At 70.3% G+C, this 17,511-nt stretch carries 16 protein-coding genes; 10 read left to right on the forward strand and 6 right to left on the reverse strand.

Going from position 1 to position 17,511, the window contains the following annotated elements:
* The first annotated feature begins 137 nt into the window (after positions 1-137).
* The 3 genes from QT386_RS10255 (at position 138) to QT386_RS10265 (ending at position 4,781) form a co-directional block, all read left to right on the forward strand.
* Complete coding sequence (locus QT386_RS10255) at positions 138-2,612, forward strand: ABC transporter permease (protein ID WP_289273661.1); 2,475 nt, start codon at positions 138-140, stop codon at positions 2,610-2,612.
* Between the two features lie 77 nt (positions 2,613-2,689).
* Positions 2,690-3,610: a DUF4394 domain-containing protein gene (locus tag QT386_RS10260; RefSeq protein WP_289273662.1), complete on the forward strand. Its 921-nt coding sequence runs from the start codon at positions 2,690-2,692 to the stop codon at positions 3,608-3,610.
* A gap of 181 nt (positions 3,611-3,791) precedes the next feature.
* Positions 3,792-4,781, forward strand: a complete 990-nt coding sequence (locus QT386_RS10265; RefSeq protein WP_289273663.1) for a malate dehydrogenase — start codon at positions 3,792-3,794, stop codon at positions 4,779-4,781.
* On the opposite strand, the gene QT386_RS10270 is transcribed toward QT386_RS10265, so the two are convergent.
* Positions 4,778-5,425 (reverse strand): TetR/AcrR family transcriptional regulator, encoded by a 648-nt coding sequence (locus QT386_RS10270; RefSeq protein WP_289273664.1) that lies wholly within the window; start codon positions 5,423-5,425, stop codon positions 4,778-4,780. The genes QT386_RS10265 and QT386_RS10270 overlap by 4 nt on opposite strands.
* 87 nt (positions 5,426-5,512) lie before the next feature.
* On the opposite strand from QT386_RS10270, the gene QT386_RS10275 reads away from it, so the two are divergent.
* The 3 genes from QT386_RS10275 to QT386_RS10285 all read left to right on the forward strand — a co-directional run bounded on the left by QT386_RS10275 (position 5,513) and on the right by QT386_RS10285 (position 8,976).
* Positions 5,513-6,739 carry an oxygenase MpaB family protein gene (locus QT386_RS10275; RefSeq protein WP_289273665.1) on the forward strand — a complete coding sequence of 409 codons (1,227 nt, stop codon included), beginning with the start codon at positions 5,513-5,515 and terminating at the stop codon, positions 6,737-6,739.
* Between the two features lie 240 nt (positions 6,740-6,979).
* Positions 6,980-7,942: a magnesium transporter CorA family protein gene (locus tag QT386_RS10280; protein WP_289273666.1), complete on the forward strand. Its 963-nt coding sequence runs from the start codon at positions 6,980-6,982 to the stop codon at positions 7,940-7,942.
* An 86-nt stretch (positions 7,943-8,028) separates the two neighbouring features.
* The gene (locus tag QT386_RS10285) at positions 8,029-8,976 is read left to right on the forward strand and encodes a hypothetical protein (protein WP_289273667.1); all 948 of its coding nucleotides are present in this window, start codon (positions 8,029-8,031) and stop codon (positions 8,974-8,976) included.
* Positions 8,977-8,986: 10 nt separating this feature from the next.
* Here QT386_RS10285 and glpK read toward each other — a convergent pair whose 3' ends face one another.
* Entirely contained in the window at positions 8,987-10,459 is a 1,473-nt protein-coding gene (glpK, locus tag QT386_RS10290; protein ID WP_289273668.1) for a glycerol kinase GlpK, read from the reverse strand.
* Positions 10,460-10,615: 156 nt separating this feature from the next.
* On the opposite strand from glpK, the gene QT386_RS10295 reads away from it, so the two are divergent.
* From QT386_RS10295 to QT386_RS10305, 3 genes are all read left to right on the forward strand, one after another.
* On the forward strand, positions 10,616-12,808 hold the full coding sequence (locus QT386_RS10295) for a hypothetical protein (protein ID WP_289273669.1): 2,193 nt from the start codon (positions 10,616-10,618) through the stop codon (positions 12,806-12,808).
* An 85-nt stretch (positions 12,809-12,893) separates the two neighbouring features.
* Positions 12,894-13,166, forward strand: a complete 273-nt coding sequence (locus QT386_RS10300; protein WP_289273670.1) for a hypothetical protein — start codon at positions 12,894-12,896, stop codon at positions 13,164-13,166.
* Positions 13,167-13,208: 42 nt separating this feature from the next.
* Positions 13,209-13,460, forward strand: coding sequence for a hypothetical protein (locus QT386_RS10305; RefSeq protein WP_289273671.1), 252 nt, complete (start codon positions 13,209-13,211; stop codon positions 13,458-13,460).
* A gap of 15 nt (positions 13,461-13,475) precedes the next feature.
* On the opposite strand, the gene QT386_RS10310 is transcribed toward QT386_RS10305, so the two are convergent.
* The gene (locus tag QT386_RS10310; protein WP_289273672.1) at positions 13,476-14,771 is read right to left on the reverse strand and encodes a hemolysin family protein; all 1,296 of its coding nucleotides are present in this window, start codon (positions 14,769-14,771) and stop codon (positions 13,476-13,478) included.
* 144 nt (positions 14,772-14,915) lie between these two features.
* Between QT386_RS10310 and QT386_RS10315 the strand changes: the two genes are divergently transcribed.
* The gene (locus QT386_RS10315; protein ID WP_289273673.1) at positions 14,916-15,149 is read left to right on the forward strand and encodes a hypothetical protein; all 234 of its coding nucleotides are present in this window, start codon (positions 14,916-14,918) and stop codon (positions 15,147-15,149) included.
* Between the two features lie 89 nt (positions 15,150-15,238).
* Here the strand turns inward: QT386_RS10315 and QT386_RS10320 are convergent, their stop codons facing one another.
* Genes QT386_RS10320 through QT386_RS10330 form a run of 3 tightly spaced genes read right to left on the reverse strand, consistent with a single transcriptional unit; the run spans position 15,239 to position 17,492 of the window.
* Positions 15,239-16,234 (reverse strand): LLM class flavin-dependent oxidoreductase, encoded by a 996-nt coding sequence (locus QT386_RS10320; RefSeq protein ID WP_289273674.1) that lies wholly within the window; start codon positions 16,232-16,234, stop codon positions 15,239-15,241.
* A 33-nt stretch (positions 16,235-16,267) separates the two neighbouring features.
* The gene (locus tag QT386_RS10325; RefSeq protein WP_289273675.1) at positions 16,268-16,966 is read right to left on the reverse strand and encodes a uracil-DNA glycosylase family protein; all 699 of its coding nucleotides are present in this window, start codon (positions 16,964-16,966) and stop codon (positions 16,268-16,270) included.
* A 40-nt stretch (positions 16,967-17,006) separates the two neighbouring features.
* Positions 17,007-17,492, reverse strand: a complete 486-nt coding sequence (locus QT386_RS10330) for a hypothetical protein (protein WP_289273676.1) — start codon at positions 17,490-17,492, stop codon at positions 17,007-17,009.
* Positions 17,493-17,511: the final 19 nt, after the last annotated feature.

A 17,511-nucleotide genomic window follows, 5' to 3' on the forward strand; every position in this document is an offset into this window, starting at 1 on the left:
CGGCAGGAATGGAGCGGGGTGGCGGCTGGGCGCGGTCCCGCAGGGGCTCGTCAGGCCGGGAGTATGGCCGCTGCGGGCCGCACAACCAAGCCTGCGGCCCGTGATCGGTGCCTCCGTTGCTGTACCGGAGCGCGCGCATGAGCCCGGCTTTCGGATTCGCCCTGCGCCGCCTGCGCCGCGGCTGGAAGAGCGGCGAGCTGCTGATCCTCACGCTGGCGCTGGCCATCGCCGTGGCGGCGCTATCAGCCGTAGGCCTGTTCACCGACCGTGTGCGCAGCGCCATCGACAGCCAGACCGGCGACACCCTGGGTGCCGACCTGTTGTTCAGTTCGCGCAACCTGCTGCCGGACACGCTGCAGCAGCAGGTCGCCGCCAGCGGCGCGCGCACCAGTTCCTTCGTGCAGTTCCCCAGCGTGGTGCTCAACGGCGAGTCCACCGCGCTGGCCTCGATCAAGGCGGTGGCCGCGGGCTACCCGCTGCGCGGCGAGCTGCGCCTGTCCGACCTGCCCTTCGACCCCGCGCGGCCGGCGCAGGGCATCCCGGCCCCGGGCGAGGCCTGGGCCGACGCGCGCCTGTGGCAGGAGCTGGGCCTGAAGGCCGGCGACAGCGTGCAGGCTGGCAGCTCGCACTTCCGTATCGTCGCCGTACTGGAGAGCGAGCCCGACCGCGGCAACGGCTTCTCGGACCTCGCGCCCCGGCTGATGATCAACCACGCCGATCTGGCCGCCACCGGCCTCACCGGCCCCGGCGCACGCGCGCAGTACACGCTGATGGCCGCGGGCCCGACGCAGCCGCTTGAAGCGCTGCGCGCCATGAAGTTGCCCGAGGGCGTGCGGCGCATCGCTCCGCAGGAGGCGCGTCCGGAAATCCGCAACGCGCTGGATCGCGCCGGCCAGTTCCTCGATATCGCGGTGCTGGCGGCCACGCTGCTGGCCGCCGCCGCGGTGGCGCTGTGCGCGCACCAGCATGGCGGCAAGCTGCGCGATGAAGTCGCCCTGCTCAAGTGCCTGGGCGCGCGCAGCGGCTTCCTCGGCCGCGCACTGCTGCTGCAACTGTTGCTGCTGGGCCTGGTCGGCGGCCTGGCCGGCGCCCTGCTGGGCTTGGCGGCACAGGAGGTGGTGGCACGGTTGCTCGGCGAGCTGGTGCAGATCGCCCTGCCGGCGCCCTCGCTGCAACCGCTGCTGCTGGCCTGGGGCCTGGGCCTGCTGATGCTGCTGGGCTTCGCCGCGCCGCCGGTGCTGCAGGCGCGCTCGGTGCCGCCGCTGCGCGTATTCCAGCGCAATGCCGGCGGTAGCGTGCTGACCGGTGCGATCTGGCTGGCCGCCAGCGCCACCGTCGTCGCCCTGCTGTGGCTGCAGACCGGCGACCCCGAGCTCGCCGCCGCGGTGCTGGTGGGCGCCGGCGTGGCGCTGGCGCTGCTGGCCCTGCTGGCCTGGCTGCTGGTGCTGGCGCTGGCGCCGCTGAAGCGCGCCGTGGGCAGCTCCTGGCGCTTCGGCCTGGGCAATATCGCGCGCCGCCGCGGCGCCACGGTGGCGCAGGTGGTGGCGCTGGGCCTGGCGCTGCTGGCCCTGCTGCTGGTGTCGGTGGTGCGCCAGGACCTGCTGGTGAGCTGGCAGGACAAGCTGCCGCCGGACACGCCCAACCAGTTCCTGATCAACATCCAGCCGGCGCAGCGCGACGCGCTGCAGCAGTTCTTCACCGAGCGCGGCTACGCCGACGTCAAGCTCTGGCCGATGGCGCGCGCGCGCCTGACCGCGCTCAACGGCACGGCGGTCACGGCGGACTCGTTCTCCGATCCCGAGACGCAGCGCTGGATCAACCGCGACTTCAACCTGTCCTGGTCCACCACGCTCAACGACGACAACCAGTTGCTCGAGGGCGAGTGGTGGGGCGAGGCCGGGCGAGGCCAGCCCTGGATTTCGGCCACCGACTATGCCGTCGAGCGCCTCAACCTGAAGCTTGGCGACCGCATGACGCTGGACTTCGCCGGCACGCCGGTGGAGCTGACCGTGCGCAGCTTCCGCAAGGTGGACTGGGGCAGTTTCCGCCCCAACTTCTTCCTGCTGGTGCCGCCGGGGGTGATCAGCGACGTCAACGGCCAGTACATCGGCAGCTTCTACCTGCCACCGGAGCGGCGCGTGCTGCTGCGCGAACTGGTAGCGCAGTTCCCCAACGTCACCGTGCTCGACATCGAAGCGGCGATGAAGCAGGTGCGCGGCATCGTCGACCGCGTGGTGCGCGCGGTGGAATTCATCTTCCTGTTCACGCTGCTGGCCGGGCTCACCGTGCTGCTGGCGGCCATCGAGGGCACCCGCGCCGAGCGCGTGCGCGAAACCGCGCTGCTGCGCACCCTGGGCGCGCGCAGCGCCACCATCACCAAGGGCCTGCTGGCGGAGTACGCGCTGCTGGGCCTGCTGGCCGGCCTCGTGGCGGCGATCGTGGCGCAGGGCGTGGCCTGGGGGCTGGCGGCGGGGGTCTTCGATATCCCCTACGGCCTGCGTCCGGCGCTCTGGGGTATCGGCGCCGGGGTCGGCATGCTGCTGGTGGCCGCCATGGGCTGGCTGTCGCTGCGGGGGGTCCTGCGCACCCCGCCGCGGCAGGTACTGGGCTAACCCCACCACGGAGGGGTAGGACCGCATACGGGGTTCCGGTATTCCTATGGCCACAAGCCAAGGAACACCCGAACCCCATGAACAAGCTACGCAAACATGCCATCGCCTGCGCCGCGATGCTGCTCTCGGCAAGCATGATGGCTGGCTGCGACAACAACGACGATGACGGCTCTTCCGGAGGCAGCGGTGGTGGCGGCGCCGTAACCATCATCGCCGTCAACGACTCCGGCGAGATGATCCGCTTCAGCAGCGCCACGCCGGGCACGGTGACGCAGCTCACGCTGGCCGGCCTGCGCGCTGGCGAAAGCATCGTCAGCATGGATTACGATCCCTTCACCGGTGTGCTGCACGCCGTGGGCGATGCCGCCGCGGGCGGACCGCGCCTGGTGACGATCGCCATCTCCGGCACCACCGCCACGCTGACCAATGTCAGCGACTTCAATTTCACCCTGACCCCGACCGGCCAGTACGACATCGACTTCAATCCCTCCGCGGTGGAGCGCTTCCGCTACGTCGACAGCGGGCGCGAGAACGGGAGGATCAATTCCGCCAGCGGTGCCATCGCGGGCACCGATGGCACGCTCACCTATGCCGCCACCGACGCCAACTCCGCGGCGACCCCGCAGATCGCCGGCCTGGCGTACAACAACAATGTCAGCGTCGGCGGCACGCGGCCGGCCGCCACGGCGACCACGGCCTACGGCATCGATGTTTCCGGTGATCGCCTGGTGACGGTAGGCAGCGTCAACGCCACGCCGGACTCGCCCAACACCGGCACGCTGCACACGGTGGGCGCGCTGGGCGTGGACATGTTCCTGGCGCCCTTCGACATCAGCGCGGGCAACCAGGGCTTTGCCGCCAGCTTCCTGCCCGGTGGCACCAGCCCGCGCCTGTTCTCGATCAACCTCGCCACCGGCGCGGCGACCGATGTCGGAGCGATCGCGACCCCGGCCGGCGGTGGTGGCGGCACGATCCGCGCCCTGGCGATCCAGCCCTAAGGATGGTCCGCGGGAGGCCGGGACCGGCGGGCCCCGGCCTCTCTGCGTTTTCCGCCCCTGGACCGGTGGGGTTTCGGCCCCTTTCGGTATCCCTGGTCAAAATTGAGCCGCTGTCGGCCAAAAGCGGCTAAAATTGCCGCCCCTTTGCTCCGCCCGTCCTGAATCCAGGGAGTTTTAACCGATGAAGAAGCCCGTCAAGGTCGCCATCACCGGCGCCGCCGGCCAGATCGCCTACTCGCTCATTTTCCGCGTCGCCTCCGGCTCCCTGCTGGGCCCGGACCAGCCGGTCATCCTGCAGCTGCTCGAAGTGCCGGTGCCGGAAGTGCTGGAAAAGCTGAAGGGCACGGTGATGGAAGTCGATGACTGCGCCTTCCCGCTGGTGCACAGCGTCGAGATCCACTCCGATCCGATGTCGGGCTTCGAGGGCACCGATTACGCCCTGCTCGTCGGCGCCCGCCCGCGCGGCCCCGGCATGGAGCGCAAGGACCTGCTGACCGCCAACGGCGGCATCTTCGGCCCCCAGGGCAAGGCCCTGGCCGCCAAGGCCTCCAAGGACGTGCGCGCGCTGGTCGTCGGCAACCCGGCCAACACCAATGCCCTGATCGCGGCCACCGCCGCTGCCAAGGGCGGCCTCGATCCGAAGCAGATCCACGCCATGGTGCGGCTGGACCACAACCGCGCCGTCAGCCAGCTCGCCACCAAGACCGGCGTGCACGGCAACAACATCGAGAAGGTCATCATCTGGGGCAACCACAGCTCCACCCAGTACCCGGACATCAGCCACACCACCGTCGGTGGCAAGGCTGCCAAGGACCTGGTCGACCAGAACTGGATCGAGAAGGACTTCATCCCGGTCGTGCAGCAGCGCGGCGCCGCCATCATCAAGGCGCGTGGCCTGTCGTCGGCCGCCTCGGCCGCCTCGGCCGCCGTCGACCACATGCACGATTGGGCCCTGGGCTCCAACGGCAAGTGGGTGTCCATGGGCGTGCCCTCGGACGGCAGCTACGGCATCAAGCCGGGCATCGTCTACGGCTACCCCTGCATCTGCAAGAACGGCCAATACGAGATCGTGCAGGGCCTGAGCGTGGACGAGTTCTCGCGCGCCCGCATGACGATCACCGAGAACGAGCTGCGCGAAGAGCGCGCCGCGATCGAAGAGCTGCTCGCCTAAAAGCGCTGCACCCGTGGTGAAGAAGGCCGCCTCCGGGCGGCCTTCTTTTTTGCACCGGCCTGCAGATAGGCACCCAGCATGTCGGCCAGCGCGCCGATGATCTCGGAACGCTGCAGCACCGGGCTCTCCAGGCTCAGGTAGTAGGCCACGGTGTAGTGCAGCGAGTTGATCGCCACGAACAGCGCCGCCGGCAGGTTCTCCACCTGGTACTGCTCGTGGTGGCGCAGCAGGTAGACGCGGCAGGCCTCGGTCATGTGCTGCTCCAGCGCGCGGAAGGTGCTGCGCGTGCGCAGCCGGTCCCAGTGTCGCGTCAGCTCGCGGCGGCAGGGGTCGTTCTCCACCACCTCGAACACCGCCTCGAGGATGCCGCGCGTGATATCGCGGGCATCGGCGTCGATCAGCGCGCGCAGCCGCCCGTCCACCACTGCCAGCAGCTCCGCCGCGTGGCGCTGCAGCAGGGCCTCGACCAGGGCGTCCTTGTCGTCGAAGTACTGGTACAGCGAGCCGATGCTGACGCCGGCCGCCTCGGCCACGTGGTTGGTGGTGAGGTTGTCCAGGCCGCGCTCGACGATCACCCGCGCGGCGGCGTCCAACAGGGTGGCCACCATGTCGCGCGAACGCTGCTGCACCGGCCGCTTCCGCATGGTCCCTCCCGACGCGAGTTGAATGCGAGTAAATGCTCGCAATAGGGTAGCCCATCGCCACTTCCTGGCAAACCTGCGAGACCTGCCATGGCCGAAGGCTCCGCCCGCCCCGCCATCCCGCGCCGCCATGGCGCCGACCTGGAGACCGGCCGCCGCATGGCCGGGCCGCTGCGCTGGCTGATCCGCGGCAACCCCGAGCCCAGCCCGACGCAGTGGCAGGCCATCGGCGAGTCCCTGAACCAGGGCGACCCGGCGATGGACCAGCTGGTGGACTGGATGGCCGCCGAGGGCCTGCGCCACACCAAGCCGCTGTTCGACCGCGCGCTGGACCAGGGCATCGCCGCCCTGCCCGACGCGCCGGAGCCGCTGCGCCGCTTCTTTGTCGCGGTGGAGGCCCGCCCGGCCTGGGTGAAGCCGGCGCTGCTGGCAGAGGGCGCCCGCGCCTGCGGCATCTCCGGCCTCACCGGCATGGACGTGCTGCGCGACTTCGGCCTGATGGCCGGCTACCAGGCTGGCGCCATCAATCGCAGCCTGGTGCTGACCGGCGCGCTGCAGAAGGGCGCGCAGCGCCGCGTGGCCGAGACCACCAAGTGGTGGATCGACGCCACCCGCCCCGGCGGCATGGAGCGCGGCGCGCCGGGCTGGCGCAGCACGCTGCAGGTGCGCCTGATCCACGCCATGGTGCGTCGCCACCTGCAGCGCCACCCCGAGTGGGACGCCGGGCAGTACGGCCTGCCGGTGAACCAGGGCGACATGCACGCCACCTACCTGGCCTTCAGCGTGATCTTCCTGTTCGGCCAGCGCCTGCTGGGCGTGCCGCTGACGGCGCGCGAGGGCCACGCCGCGATGCACCTGTGGAAGTACATCGGCTGGCTGATGGGCATCGACGAGCACTGGCTGGGCGACGGCGAACAGGCCGGGCGCATCGCGCTGTACCAGAACCTGCTGGCGCAGGCGCCGCCGGACGAGACCAGCCGCCAGCTCGGCCGCCCATTGGCGGACGAGCCCCTGCAGCGCCGCTACCGCCGGCTGGCCTGGCTGCAGGGCCGCTGGAACCGCGCCAAGCACCTGTCCATCGCCCGCGCCTTCGTCGGCCGCCGCGGCATGGACGCGCTGGGGCTGCCGGAGGGCGTGCTGCCCTGGTACCCGCTGCTGACCATCGGGCCCAGGCTGGGCTGGCACCTGGCGCATCGGCTGCTGCCCGGCGGCCGCGAGCGGCTGGTGCGGCGCGGGCTGAAGGTGCAGGAAGAATACCTGGAGGTGCTGTTCGGGGATGGGGAGAAGGAACTGACCAGACCGATGGACGGACATTGAAGGTTCTGGCGTTTCCGTTCGTCCTGAGCCTGTCGAAGGGTGAGGTGGATCAGGCAGATGTCCAGTGGACATCTGCCCCGCCGAATGCCCGGCCAAGGATGGCCGGGCCGGGCTGAGATAGGCGAGCCCAGGTCGCGCCATGGATGGCACTCCCCCTTCGCTCCTCAGGGCGAATGGCTTCTGCCTCTTCAGGTGACCCGGATCGCTGACTGCACCTCTGCATGCTGCTATTTTCCCCCCATGCAGATCTTCCACTTCAACAACGGCGAGCCGCCCCGCATCCTGCCGCCGGACGCGCCCCTGCCGGAGACCGGCCTGATCTGGGCCGACTTCCTCCGTGACGAGGCCGAGGGCTGGGAATGCTGGGCGGAGCCGGTGGTGGGCGTGGCGATCGAGCCGCAGCACGTCAGCGACAGCATGAACCCCTATCACCCGTCGTTCTTCGACGGCACCTCGGAGTACGACATGCTCGTGTTCCAGGGCCTGGGGCCCAACGACGATCCCTTTCCGGTGGAGACGCGCACCGCCGCGTTCTTCCTGTTCCGCCGCGTGCTGATCACGGTGCGCGCGGAGGACAACGTCAGCTTCCATGTCGTGCAGCAGCGCATCCGCGACGGCCGCATGCGGAGCGCGGAGTCGGTGCTGAGCCTGGCCCATGCCGTGCTCGACGTGATGGTGGACCGCTACCTGAAGGTGCGCGAGCCGATGGAGCAACGCTTCTCGGTGCTGCAGGATGAGCTGCTGGACCCGGACAGCCGCATGAGCGACTGGCGCGCGCTGCTGCGCGGCCGCCGCGTAGCGCGGCAGATGGAGGCGCTGGCCGAGAGCCAGCTGGAGGCCCTGGACTCCTGGCGCCGCAATTCATTCCTCGACTGCAGCCCGCACGACGAGGTGAAGATCCGCGACCTGGTGGAACACGTGAACCGCGTGCTCAACCACGCTTCCGGCCAGGAGCGCGATATCGAGGCCGCCGTGCAGCTGCATTTCGCCATCGCCACCGGGCGCACCAACCGCATCGTGCAATTCCTGACCGTGCTGTCGGCGATCTTCTTCCCGCTGACGCTGATCACCGGCATCTACGGCATGAACTTCGAGCACATCCCCTGGGCGGGAGCGCGCTACGGCTTCGAGGCGATGCTGCTGTTCCTGCTCGTGATGGGCCTCGCGCTGCTGTATATCTTCCGGAAGCGCCGGTATCTTTAGCGCCCCGGAACGGCATGTCGCCCAAATCCTTTGCTTTTGCAACTAAATACAACATTTAATCACGCAATGCCCGCGTGATCCTTGCCATGTCCCCCGCTCCCGCCTCCATCCTGCTGCCCGCCGCCACCCCGGCCGAGCTGCTGGCGCGCCTGGAGTTCGGCCGCGCCGACGGCGGCGCGGCCGAGCGCCTGCGCTTCCCGCTGCAGTCCCTGGCGGGCGAGGCCACCGAGGACTGGCTGGCCGGCGGCCCGGTGGAGACGCTGGTGGCGGAGCCAGGCCTGCAACTGCGCCGCAGCGGCGATTACCTGTTCGGCCTGTTCAGCGTGCCGGCGGCGCAGTCGGTGGACATGGAGCGCGCCGGCTACCTCGCCTACGGCCGCCTGCTGCGGCTGCTGCGCGAGCGCGGCTACCCGCATGCGCTGCGCCTGTGGAACTACTTCCATGAAGTGACCGGCGGCGACGGCGACGACGAGCGCTATCGGCGCTTCTGCGTCGGCCGTTACGACGCCATCGCCGCGCCGGGCTTCGAGCAGCAGCTGCCGGCCGCCACGGTGATCGGCAGCTTCGTGCCGGGCCTGCAGGTCGGCTTCCTGGCCGGCAAGCGCGCAGGCATCCCGGTGGAGAATCCGCGCCAGGTCAGTGCCTACCGCTATCCGCGCGAGTACAGCCCGCGCGCGCCCAGCTTCGCGCGCGCCACACTGCTGGATCGTTTGCTGCTGGTCTCCGGCACCGCCAGCGTGGTCGGCCATGCCACGCAGCATCCCTACGACGCGCCCGCGCAGTTGCGCGAGACGGTGGATAACCTGCGGGCACTGCTGGCGGAAGCGCAGCGGCAGCACTTTGCCGCTGAGCCGGCACTGCGCTGGCAGCCGCGGGCGCTGCGCCTGTACGTGCGCGATGCCGCGCAGGCCGCGTCGCTGCGCGCGCTGGCGGAATCCCTGCTGGGCACGCCGCTGCCGCTGTCCGTGCTGCACGGCGAAATCTGCCGCCGCGATCTCGAGGTGGAGATCGAAGGCGTGTTCGAAGCGGTCTGAGCCGCAGGGGTCAGCCGCTCTTCACGCGCTGCACGGCATCCAGCCAACCGGCATAGAGCTGGTCGGCCTTGTTCACGTCCAGCGTCGGGCTGAAACGGCGCTCGACGCCCCACAGCGCGGAGATCTCGTCCAGGGACTGGTACACGCCGACCTGCAGGCCGGCGAGGAAGGCGGCGCCCAGCGCGGTGGTCTCCACCGTCTGCGGGCGGATCACGGGAATCTTCAGCATGTCGCTGAGGAACTGCGTCAGCCAGTCGTTGACCACCATGCCGCCGTCCACGCGCAGCTCGGTGGGCACGATGGAGTCCTGCGACATGGCGTTCATCAGGTCGCGCGTCTGGTAGCAGACCGACTCCAGCGCGGCACGCACGATGTGCGCGATGCCGGAGTCGCGCGTCAGGCCCAGCACGGCGCCGCGGGCCTGCGGGTCCCAGTAGGGCGCGCCCAGGCCGGTGAAGGCCGGCACCAGGTACACGCCCTGGGTGTCGGGGATCGACTTGGCCAGGGCCTCGGTCTCGGCCGCGCCGCGGATCAGCTGCATGGCGTCGCGCAGCCACTGCACCGCGGCGCCGGCGACGAAGATCGCGCCTTCCAGCGCATAGGTGGTCTGGCCGTTCAGGCGATAGGCCACGGTGGACAGCAGGCGGTTGCGCGAGCGCACGAACTCGCTGCCGGTGTTGAGCACCATGAAGCAGCCGGTGCCGTAGGTGGACTTGATCATGCCCGGCGAGAAGCAGGCTTGGCCGACCGTGGCGGCCTGCTGGTCGCCGGCGATGCCGCCGATGCGGATCGCGCCACCGAACAGCTCCGGCAAAGTGCTGCCGTAGTCGGCGGCGCTGTCGCGCACCTCCGGCAGCAGCGCGCGCGGCACCTTGAAGAAGGCCAGCAGCTCCTCGTCCCAGTCCTGCGTGCGGATGTTGAACAGCGCGGTGCGCGAGGCGTTGGTGGCGTCGGTGGCGTGCAGCTGGCCGCCGCTGAGGTTCCACAGCAGCCAGGAATCAATGGTGCCGAAGGCCAGCTCGCCGGCCTCGGCGCGGGCGCGGGCGCCGGGCACCTGGTCCAGGATCCAGGCGATCTTGGTGGCGGAGAAATACGGGTCCAGCAGCAGGCCGGTCTTGTCCGACAGCCAGTTGGAGCGCGACTCGTGCTGCTTGCAGAAGTCGCTGGTGCGGCGGTCCTGCCAGACGATGGCGGGATGGATCGGCTGGCCGCTGGCGCGCTCCCAGACCACGGTGGTCTCCCGCTGGTTGGTGATGCCGATGGCGGCGATGTCCCCGGCCGCCAGCTTGGCGTCGGCCAGCGCGCCCTTCACGCAGGCCAGGGTGTCCTGCCAGATGCGCAGGGCGTCATGCTCCACCCAGCCAGGCTGCGGATAGGACTGCGGCAGTTCCTGCTGCGAGACGCCCAGCTTGCGGCCCTGCCGGTCGAACACGATGGCGCGGGTGCTGGTCGTGCCCTGGTCGATGGCGAGAAGGGCGGTCATGGAGGGGCTCCGGCGGGCTGCATGGGCCGGGAAGCGTAGCAAGCCGGGGGACGGAAGCAACCGCCAGGGAACCCCCGGGGGCCGGGCGGGTCTAGAATGCCGCGCCGCTGCCGCAGGGCGCGGGGAGCTTCAGACAGGATTCCGGGGATCATCACCATGCTTTCACGCGCCGCCGCACCGGCCTCGCTGCTGGCCGCCACGCTGCTCGCCGCCTGCGGCAGCGGCGCCGGCAGCGGCGATGCCAACCTCGCCAAGGACCTGGGCAGCGACGCCCCGCGCCTGGCCCTGGAAACCCGCGCGATCCGCTTCCACGCCCCGGCCAATGGCGCCACCCCGGCCGCCGCCGTCATCAGCGGCGCCATGAGCCGCCAGGCCAGTCCGTTGTTTCTGAGCATCGAGCACGGCGAGACCGCCATCGCCGGCGTGGACCTGCCGCGCATCGACGGCCTGCAGGCCAGCGGCCAGGTGATCCCGCGCCATCCGCTGAGCCTGGGCGAGGGCGTACACCGCGACAGCATCGTGCTGCGCGCCTGCGCCGATTCCGACTGCACGCGGCAGTATCCCGGCAGCCCGGTCACCATCCCGGTGGAATACGTCGTCGGCATCCCGGTCACGCCCGGGCGGGTGCGGGTGGAGACGGTGGAAGGCCGCAGCCCGCCGCCACAGGCCCTGCGGCTGGACTACCACGGCGGCAGCGCCTCCTGGAGCAGCCGCGTGGACTACCAGGGCGCCTCCGGCGGCTGGCTGAGCGTATCGCCGGCCAACGGCGGCAGCCTGCCCGCCACGCTGCAACTGGGCTTCGCCGCGCAGCGGCCGCAGACCGACGGCAGCTTGCGCTATCACAGCGCCACGCTGAGCTTCCAGGTGGGCGCGCAGGGCGAGCACCGCGAGGTGGGCATCGAATACACCGTGCTGCCGCTGCTGTCGGCCGAGGCCGCCGCGGCCTTCGGCGTCAGCGAGTCCGCGCCTGCGGCGGGACAGGCGCGCCGCGTCGACGTGCGCTCGCGCGATCCGGAGCGCGACGTGCCCTGGAGCGCTTCGCTGGAAGAGCCGGCCCCGTGGCTGCAGTTGTCGCAGTCCGAGGGCCGGACCGGCGATGCCTCGCAGCTCGAATACCGCCTGAACGCAGACGCCATTGCCGACCTCCCCAACGGCAACTACTACACCACCATCGTGATCGAGTCCGCGGCCGACGGCGTGTCGCCGGTCCGCATCCCGGTGGAGCTGACGCTGGACCGCCCCTTCCTGCGCAGCGCGGCGCCGTACCTGCTGCCGGCCGGGCGCGCGGCGCGCGTAGTGCTGTCCGGCGCCTACTTCGACCAGCTGGACATCCAGGGCCTGCAGGTCGGCACACAGCAGGTCACGACGCTGGAGCGCCGCTCGCCGATGCAACTGCTCGTGGACCTGCCGGCGCTGCCGCCCGGCCGCTACCCGCTGCGCCTGACGGTGCCCGGCATGAGCGTGGGCAGCAGCGCGCTGCTGGTGGTACAGGCGCCCTTCAGCTATGTCGCCGCCGGCGCGGCGCGCCCGCCGCAAGCACTGCCGGAGTCGCCGCTCGCATACGGCGTGCTCGACGCCGAACGCCACGCCTGCAACTACGCCGCACCGGGCGAGCCCGGCATCCCGCTGGCGCAGCTGCGCCACGACGGCAGCCAATGGCGCCATCGCCTGGCACCGCCAGGCCTGGAAACACCGCTGATGCTGGTGCTGCCCAACGGCGGCCGTGAATTGCTGGCGCTGAGCCCCGACGTGCTGCGCCACCTGGACCCGGTGACGCTGGCGGCGACGCGCCGCACCGTCCCGGCGCTGCCCGGCACCGACGTCACGCAGGCCCTGGCCGCGGACGACGGCACGGCGCTCTACGTGGTAGGCGACAAAGCCTCCGGCGGGCGCGTGCTGCAGTACGAGCCGGCCACCGGCGCGCTCACCGAGCCGGGCGGCTACGCGTTGCCGGGCAGCCTGGCCCTGCTGGCCGGTGATGCCGCCGCGCCGCTGCAGTCCGCGAGCGATCTGTTCGGCGAGCGCTGGGCCCGGCTCGACGAGCAGCACATCGTCATCAGCGATGCCACCGGGGTGGAGCTGGACCGCGTTGCCGCCCGGCCGGATGCCGAGCTGGCCCTCACGCGCGACGGACGCCGTCTGCTGGTGGCCTCGGGCCGCTCCGGGTCCGCGCCGCTGCTGGAGGTCTACGACATCGCCCATGCCGGGGAAACCGGCTTCGTCATCGGCCCGCCGCAGGTGCTGCCGCTGCCGCCGGGCGAAGCCCGGGGCCGCGTGCTCAACCTGGAGGAGACCGAGTCGGTTTACTGCGGCCCGCGCGGCGTGGCGGCGGTGACGCTGCCGCGCTGAGCGTTTCCCTTGCGGTTGATGGCCGCTTGAGATTTGCCGCGGCGCTGGCGTATCGGGCGCAGGATTTCTTCCTGCCGAGCCCGCCATGACCCTTCGCGCTGTCCTGCTGCTGACTGTCCTGCTGGCAGGCTGCCGGGCCGCGCCGCTGCGCCCGCCGCCGCCGGACCAGGTGCCGGGCTGGATACAGGTCAGCGCCTATTCCTACGAGCAGGAAGCGCCGGGCCTGGGCTCTAGCCGTAAGTACGAAGGGCCGGCGGGCTTCATCGACGTCTATCGCTACGACCTGCGCCAACGCCAGGGTCTGGGTGATGCAGCCTTCAGCCCGCACTTCCTTTCGACCATCGAGGATGTGAAGTAGATCGCGGCGCAGGGGCGCTACAGCGGGCTGAAGATCGGGCCGGTGCGCGACGTGGTCATCGCCGGGGTGCCGTTCCGCACGATGTCCTGCCACTTCCGCGCGCATGGCCGCGAAATGCAATCGCTGACCTACCTGACAGCCACTGGCAACCGCCCGCTGAAGCACCGCATGTCGTTTTTCGAGCCGCTGGGGATGGATCCGGCCGAGATGACGCGGCGCTTCATCGAAACCGACCTGTCACGGCCGCCGGCCGAAGGCAACGAACCGCTGCCTCCTCCGGGGTCGAGTCTCTAGGCCCGTGTCCGGCCGCTATTCCTCGGTCTCGGAATCGTCGAAGCAGACGCGCAGCTTGTCGATGCGGCGGCCGTCCAGCGCCATCACTTCGAAGCGCCAGTCGCCCATGCGCGCGGTCTCGCCCAGCCGCGGGATGTGGCCGAGCACGGACAGCACCAGGCCGGCGGCGGTCTCGTAGTCGCGCTCCTCGGGCAGGCGCATGCTCAGCAGGGCGCCCATCTCGTCCACCGACAGCTTGCCGTCGACCAGCCAACTGCCATCGTCCTGCCGTGCTACGCCAGGGCGCGGCTCATCGCCGCGGTGGAATTCACCGGCGATGGCGGACAGCACATCGGTCACGGTGATCAGGCCCTGCAGGCTGCCGAACTCATCCACCACGATGGCGGCATGCAGCGGCGTATCGCGCAGCTCGCGCATGGCGTCCACGGCATCCAGGCTGTCGGGCACCACCAGCGCGTCGACCACGAATTTGGCCGGCTCGATCTGGCCGGCACCATCGAGCAGCGCGTCGATCAGGCGCTTGGCGGAGACCAAGCCGACGAAATGATCGACGTCGCCGCGCGCCGCCACCAGCTTGGTGTGGTTGCTGGCACGCAGCATGGCATGCTGGGCCTCCAGCGGCTCGTCCAGGTCCAGCCAGTCGAGCTGGTTGCGCGGGGTCATCAGCGCACGCACGCTGCGGTCGCCCAGGCGCATGACGCCGGCGATCATGGTCTGCTCCTCGGGGCGGACGACGCCGCTGGAAGCGGCCTCTTCCACCAGCGCGTGGATTTCCTCGTCGGTGATGCGGCCCTCGCCCTCGCGACGTTTCGGCAGCAGGCTCAGGAAAAGCGCGCTGGATTTCTCCAGCACCCAGACCAGCGGCGCGGCCAGGCGCGACAGCATCCGCATCGGCGGCGCCACCAGCACGGCGACGCGCTCGGGGTAGCGTAGCGCCACCTGCTTGGGCACCAGCTCGCCAATGATCAGGGACATATAGGTGATGGTGGCCACAACCAGGCCCAGGGCGATGTCGTTGGCGTATTCCGCCGATACGCCCTGCTCAACGAAGTAGACCCCCAGCGGCTCGGCCAGCACGGCGCCGGAATAGGCACCGGCGAAGACGCCGACCAGGGTGATGCCGATCTGAACGGTGCTGAGGAAGCGACCCGGGCGTTCCTGCAATTCCAGTGCGGTGCGCGCTCCGGAGATCCCCTGCTGCTGCATCGCCTGCAGGCGCGCCTTGCGCGAGGAGACCACCGCCAGCTCGGACATGGCCAGCATGCCATTGAGCAGCACCAGGCCCACCACCACCAGAATGTCAAAAAACACTTAAGAGTCGACTCGCCACCTTGGGAAGGCCATTCTAGTATGAACCTTGCTTCAACTCCGCGACGGCCCCTCCCCCGCTCCGGGTAGGGCGGCAACCCCCTCCTGGGGCACAATCCGGCCATGCCGCGGCCCTGGAGGAATGCCATGACGCAGGAAGCCTGCCCCTTTGAGTTCAACTTCGACCCCGCCACTTTCAAGGTCGGCGATACGGTCAGCTACCGCGTGCCGCGCTTCATGGGCATGCCCTTCGCCGCCACCATCCAGGCGGTGCACGAGGACCATATCGAGATCGTGGATGCCAGCGAGCCGGGCCGCGCCATGCGGGCGACGCGGGAGAGCCGGCCGGTGGTAAGCGACGCGGACGCCGGCGTCGCCTGACGGCGACGTGGGTCGTGGAAGCGGCCTTGGTCGCGATCGTCCCACGTCGCCTAAAAAAGATCGCGACTTGCGTCGCTCCCACGCAATGCTCAGGCGCTGAACGCCTCCGCGATCAGCTCGTAGCTGCGCATGCGCTCGGCGTGGCCGTGCATGTTGCTGACGACCATCACCTCGTCAGCCCCGGCATCGTGCGCCATCTCCTGGATGCGCGCCCGCACGGTCGCGGGATCGCCCACGATGCTGCGCTTGCGCAGGTCACGCACCACCACGCGCTCATCCTCGCTGTAGGGATAGGCCTGGGCTTCTTCCGGGCTCGGCAGCGGCAGGAACTCGCCGCGGTGGATGCGCAGCCAGGCCAGGTCCATGGTGCTGGCGAGGTGGTCGGCCTCTTCCAGGGTCGGCGCACAGACCGCCGCCACGCCAAGGATTGCGTGCGGCCGCGGGAATTGCGCGGAGGGCTCGAAGCTGTCGCGGTAGCGGTTGAAGGCCGGCGCCGCCGGGGCCGGGCTGAAATGGCTGGCGAAGGCATAGCCCATGCCGGCCATGCCGGAAAGCTGCGCGCTGGCGCCGCTGGAACCGAGGATCCACACCGGCGGCAGCGGCACCTGCTCCGGCATGGCCAGCACGTTGCGCGAGGGGTGGTCGGCACCAAACTCGGACTGTCCGCAGTAGGCCAGCAGCTCCGACAGCAGCGCCGGGAAGCGCACGCCGTCCACCGCGCGCAGCGCGCGGCTGGCGGCGTAGTCCGAGCCCGGCGCGCGGCCCAGGCCCAGGTCGATGCGGCCCGGGAACAGGGCTTCCAGCGTGCGGAAATTCTCCGCCACGCGCAGCGGAGGATGGTTGGGCAGCATGATACCGCCGGAGCCCACGCGGATTTTCTCCGTGGCGGCGGCGACATGACCGATGAGGATTTCCGGAGCGGAGCTGGCCACGCTGGGCATGCTGTGATGCTCGGCGAACCAGTAGCGCACATAGCCGAGCAGCTCGGCCAGGCGCGCCAGTTCCGCCGTGCGGCGCAGGGCCTCGGCGGCGCTGCCGCCGGCGGGCACGGGAGCCAGGTCCAGGACCGAAAGTGCGGGTTTCATGTCAGTGGGACCTCCGGCCGCGACGAGAATTCACTAGGGCAGCGCCAGGTTGTCCGCGCGCACGTCGAGCTGCGCCAGGCGCGCATCCAGCAATCCGGGGAAGCGCGCATACCAGGTGGCGTTGAGCGGCGACGGGTGCGGCAGCGGGTAGATGTGGAACTGGCGTGAGCGGCCGTCGTCGGTGGCCAGCGTCACCGCCACCGACTCCTCGAAACGGCCCTCGCTCTCCCAGAAGGCCTCCAGGCGCTCGCGCTCGACCTTGGTCTGGCCGATGCCGAACCACAGGAAGGCCTCGCGGCCCAGGGTGATGATGCGGTCGCCGCGCCAGTGGCCCACCAGCAGCTCGCGCATCAGCGGGTGGAAGCGCTGCTTCACCTTGGTGGACCAGGCCTTGTTGCCCAGCGGCTTGTAGGGGACGGTGTTGGCCCAGTAAAAGTCGCGGCCGACGACACGCGAGGCCTCGAAGTCCGGCAGCGGCTTGCCGCCGTGCAGGCGGCGATAGAGCGCGCGGCGAACATGCTGCCCGCCGGCACCGATGAAAGGCTCGCCGTGCTGCACCTCGTCGCGGCCGGGGTCGCGGCCGAAGAAGCCGATGCGGGCGTCGGCACGGCCCAGGCCGATCACCGGGTCCAGCGGGTCTTTGCCGTGCTGCTGGTAGACGTCGACGTCGATACCGGGCGTGACGGCCGCGAGTTCGCGGAAGCCCTGCAACTGCAGGCCGGTGAGCACCATGCTTGAAGATCCTGTGGCGGGTGGGGCCCGCCATGATCGCCTATTTGGGACGCTGGATGGTCGGCTCGAGGTTGGCCAGCACCTCGCGCGCGTCGAAGGCCTCCGGCCGGTTGGGGGGCTTCTTCCCGGCGAACATCAGCACGTCCATCTGCGCCAGCGAGGGCTCGTCGCCGCCGATCACGGTGCCCAGGCCGATGCCGACACCGGAATGGCCGCCGGAGCCGAAGCCGAAGCTGACGCCGCCACCGCTGCCGGAGCGCGGCTGAGGCGTCTCCACGTCGCGGCCCGCCACCAGGAAGTAGCCGTAGCCGTTCTGCACGGTGAGCTCCGCCGCGCGGTACATCAGGTAGTTCTCCACCGTGGCCCGCGGCGTCTTGCCGCTGCCGGTGAAGCGCACGCGGTAGCGATTGGCCTCCAGCTTCTGCTCGGCATAGCCCAGGCCGCCGTCGACCGGCTGGTAGGGCGTGACCGTGGCGCAGGCCGACAGGGCCAGGGTGGCGGCAAGTAGCAATAGAGGCTTTTTCATGGGCGTTCCCAGGCTTTTG

The sequence above is a fragment of the Solimonas sp. SE-A11 genome, from assembly GCF_030345715.1.
In the GTDB taxonomy this organism is placed as follows: Bacteria; Pseudomonadota; Gammaproteobacteria; order Nevskiales; family Nevskiaceae; genus Solimonas_A.

Excerpts from the sequence above, each read along its gene's own strand:
- QT386_RS10330 (WP_289273676.1), bottom strand. The coding sequence starts at position 17,492 with ATGAAAAAGCCTCTATTGCTACTTGCCGCCACCCTGGCCCTGTCGGCC.
- glpK (WP_289273668.1), bottom strand. The coding sequence starts at position 10,459 with ATGACCGCCCTTCTCGCCATCGACCAGGGCACGACCAGCACCCGCGCC.
- QT386_RS10260 (WP_289273662.1), top strand. The coding sequence starts at position 2,690 with ATGAACAAGCTACGCAAACATGCCATCGCCTGCGCCGCGATGCTGCTC.
- QT386_RS10280 (WP_289273666.1), top strand. The coding sequence starts at position 6,980 with ATGCAGATCTTCCACTTCAACAACGGCGAGCCGCCCCGCATCCTGCCG.
- QT386_RS10315 (WP_289273673.1), top strand. The coding sequence starts at position 14,916 with ATGACGCAGGAAGCCTGCCCCTTTGAGTTCAACTTCGACCCCGCCACT.
- QT386_RS10295 (WP_289273669.1), top strand. The coding sequence starts at position 10,616 with ATGCTTTCACGCGCCGCCGCACCGGCCTCGCTGCTGGCCGCCACGCTG.
- QT386_RS10265 (WP_289273663.1), top strand. The coding sequence starts at position 3,792 with ATGAAGAAGCCCGTCAAGGTCGCCATCACCGGCGCCGCCGGCCAGATC.
- QT386_RS10275 (WP_289273665.1), top strand. The coding sequence starts at position 5,513 with ATGGCCGAAGGCTCCGCCCGCCCCGCCATCCCGCGCCGCCATGGCGCC.
- QT386_RS10320 (WP_289273674.1), bottom strand. The coding sequence starts at position 16,234 with ATGAAACCCGCACTTTCGGTCCTGGACCTGGCTCCCGTGCCCGCCGGC.
- QT386_RS10325 (WP_289273675.1), bottom strand. The coding sequence starts at position 16,966 with ATGGTGCTCACCGGCCTGCAGTTGCAGGGCTTCCGCGAACTCGCGGCC.
- QT386_RS10255 (WP_289273661.1), top strand. The coding sequence starts at position 138 with ATGAGCCCGGCTTTCGGATTCGCCCTGCGCCGCCTGCGCCGCGGCTGG.
- QT386_RS10270 (WP_289273664.1), bottom strand. The coding sequence starts at position 5,425 with ATGCGGAAGCGGCCGGTGCAGCAGCGTTCGCGCGACATGGTGGCCACC.
- QT386_RS10300 (WP_289273670.1), top strand. The coding sequence starts at position 12,894 with ATGACCCTTCGCGCTGTCCTGCTGCTGACTGTCCTGCTGGCAGGCTGC.
- QT386_RS10285 (WP_289273667.1), top strand. The coding sequence starts at position 8,029 with ATGTCCCCCGCTCCCGCCTCCATCCTGCTGCCCGCCGCCACCCCGGCC.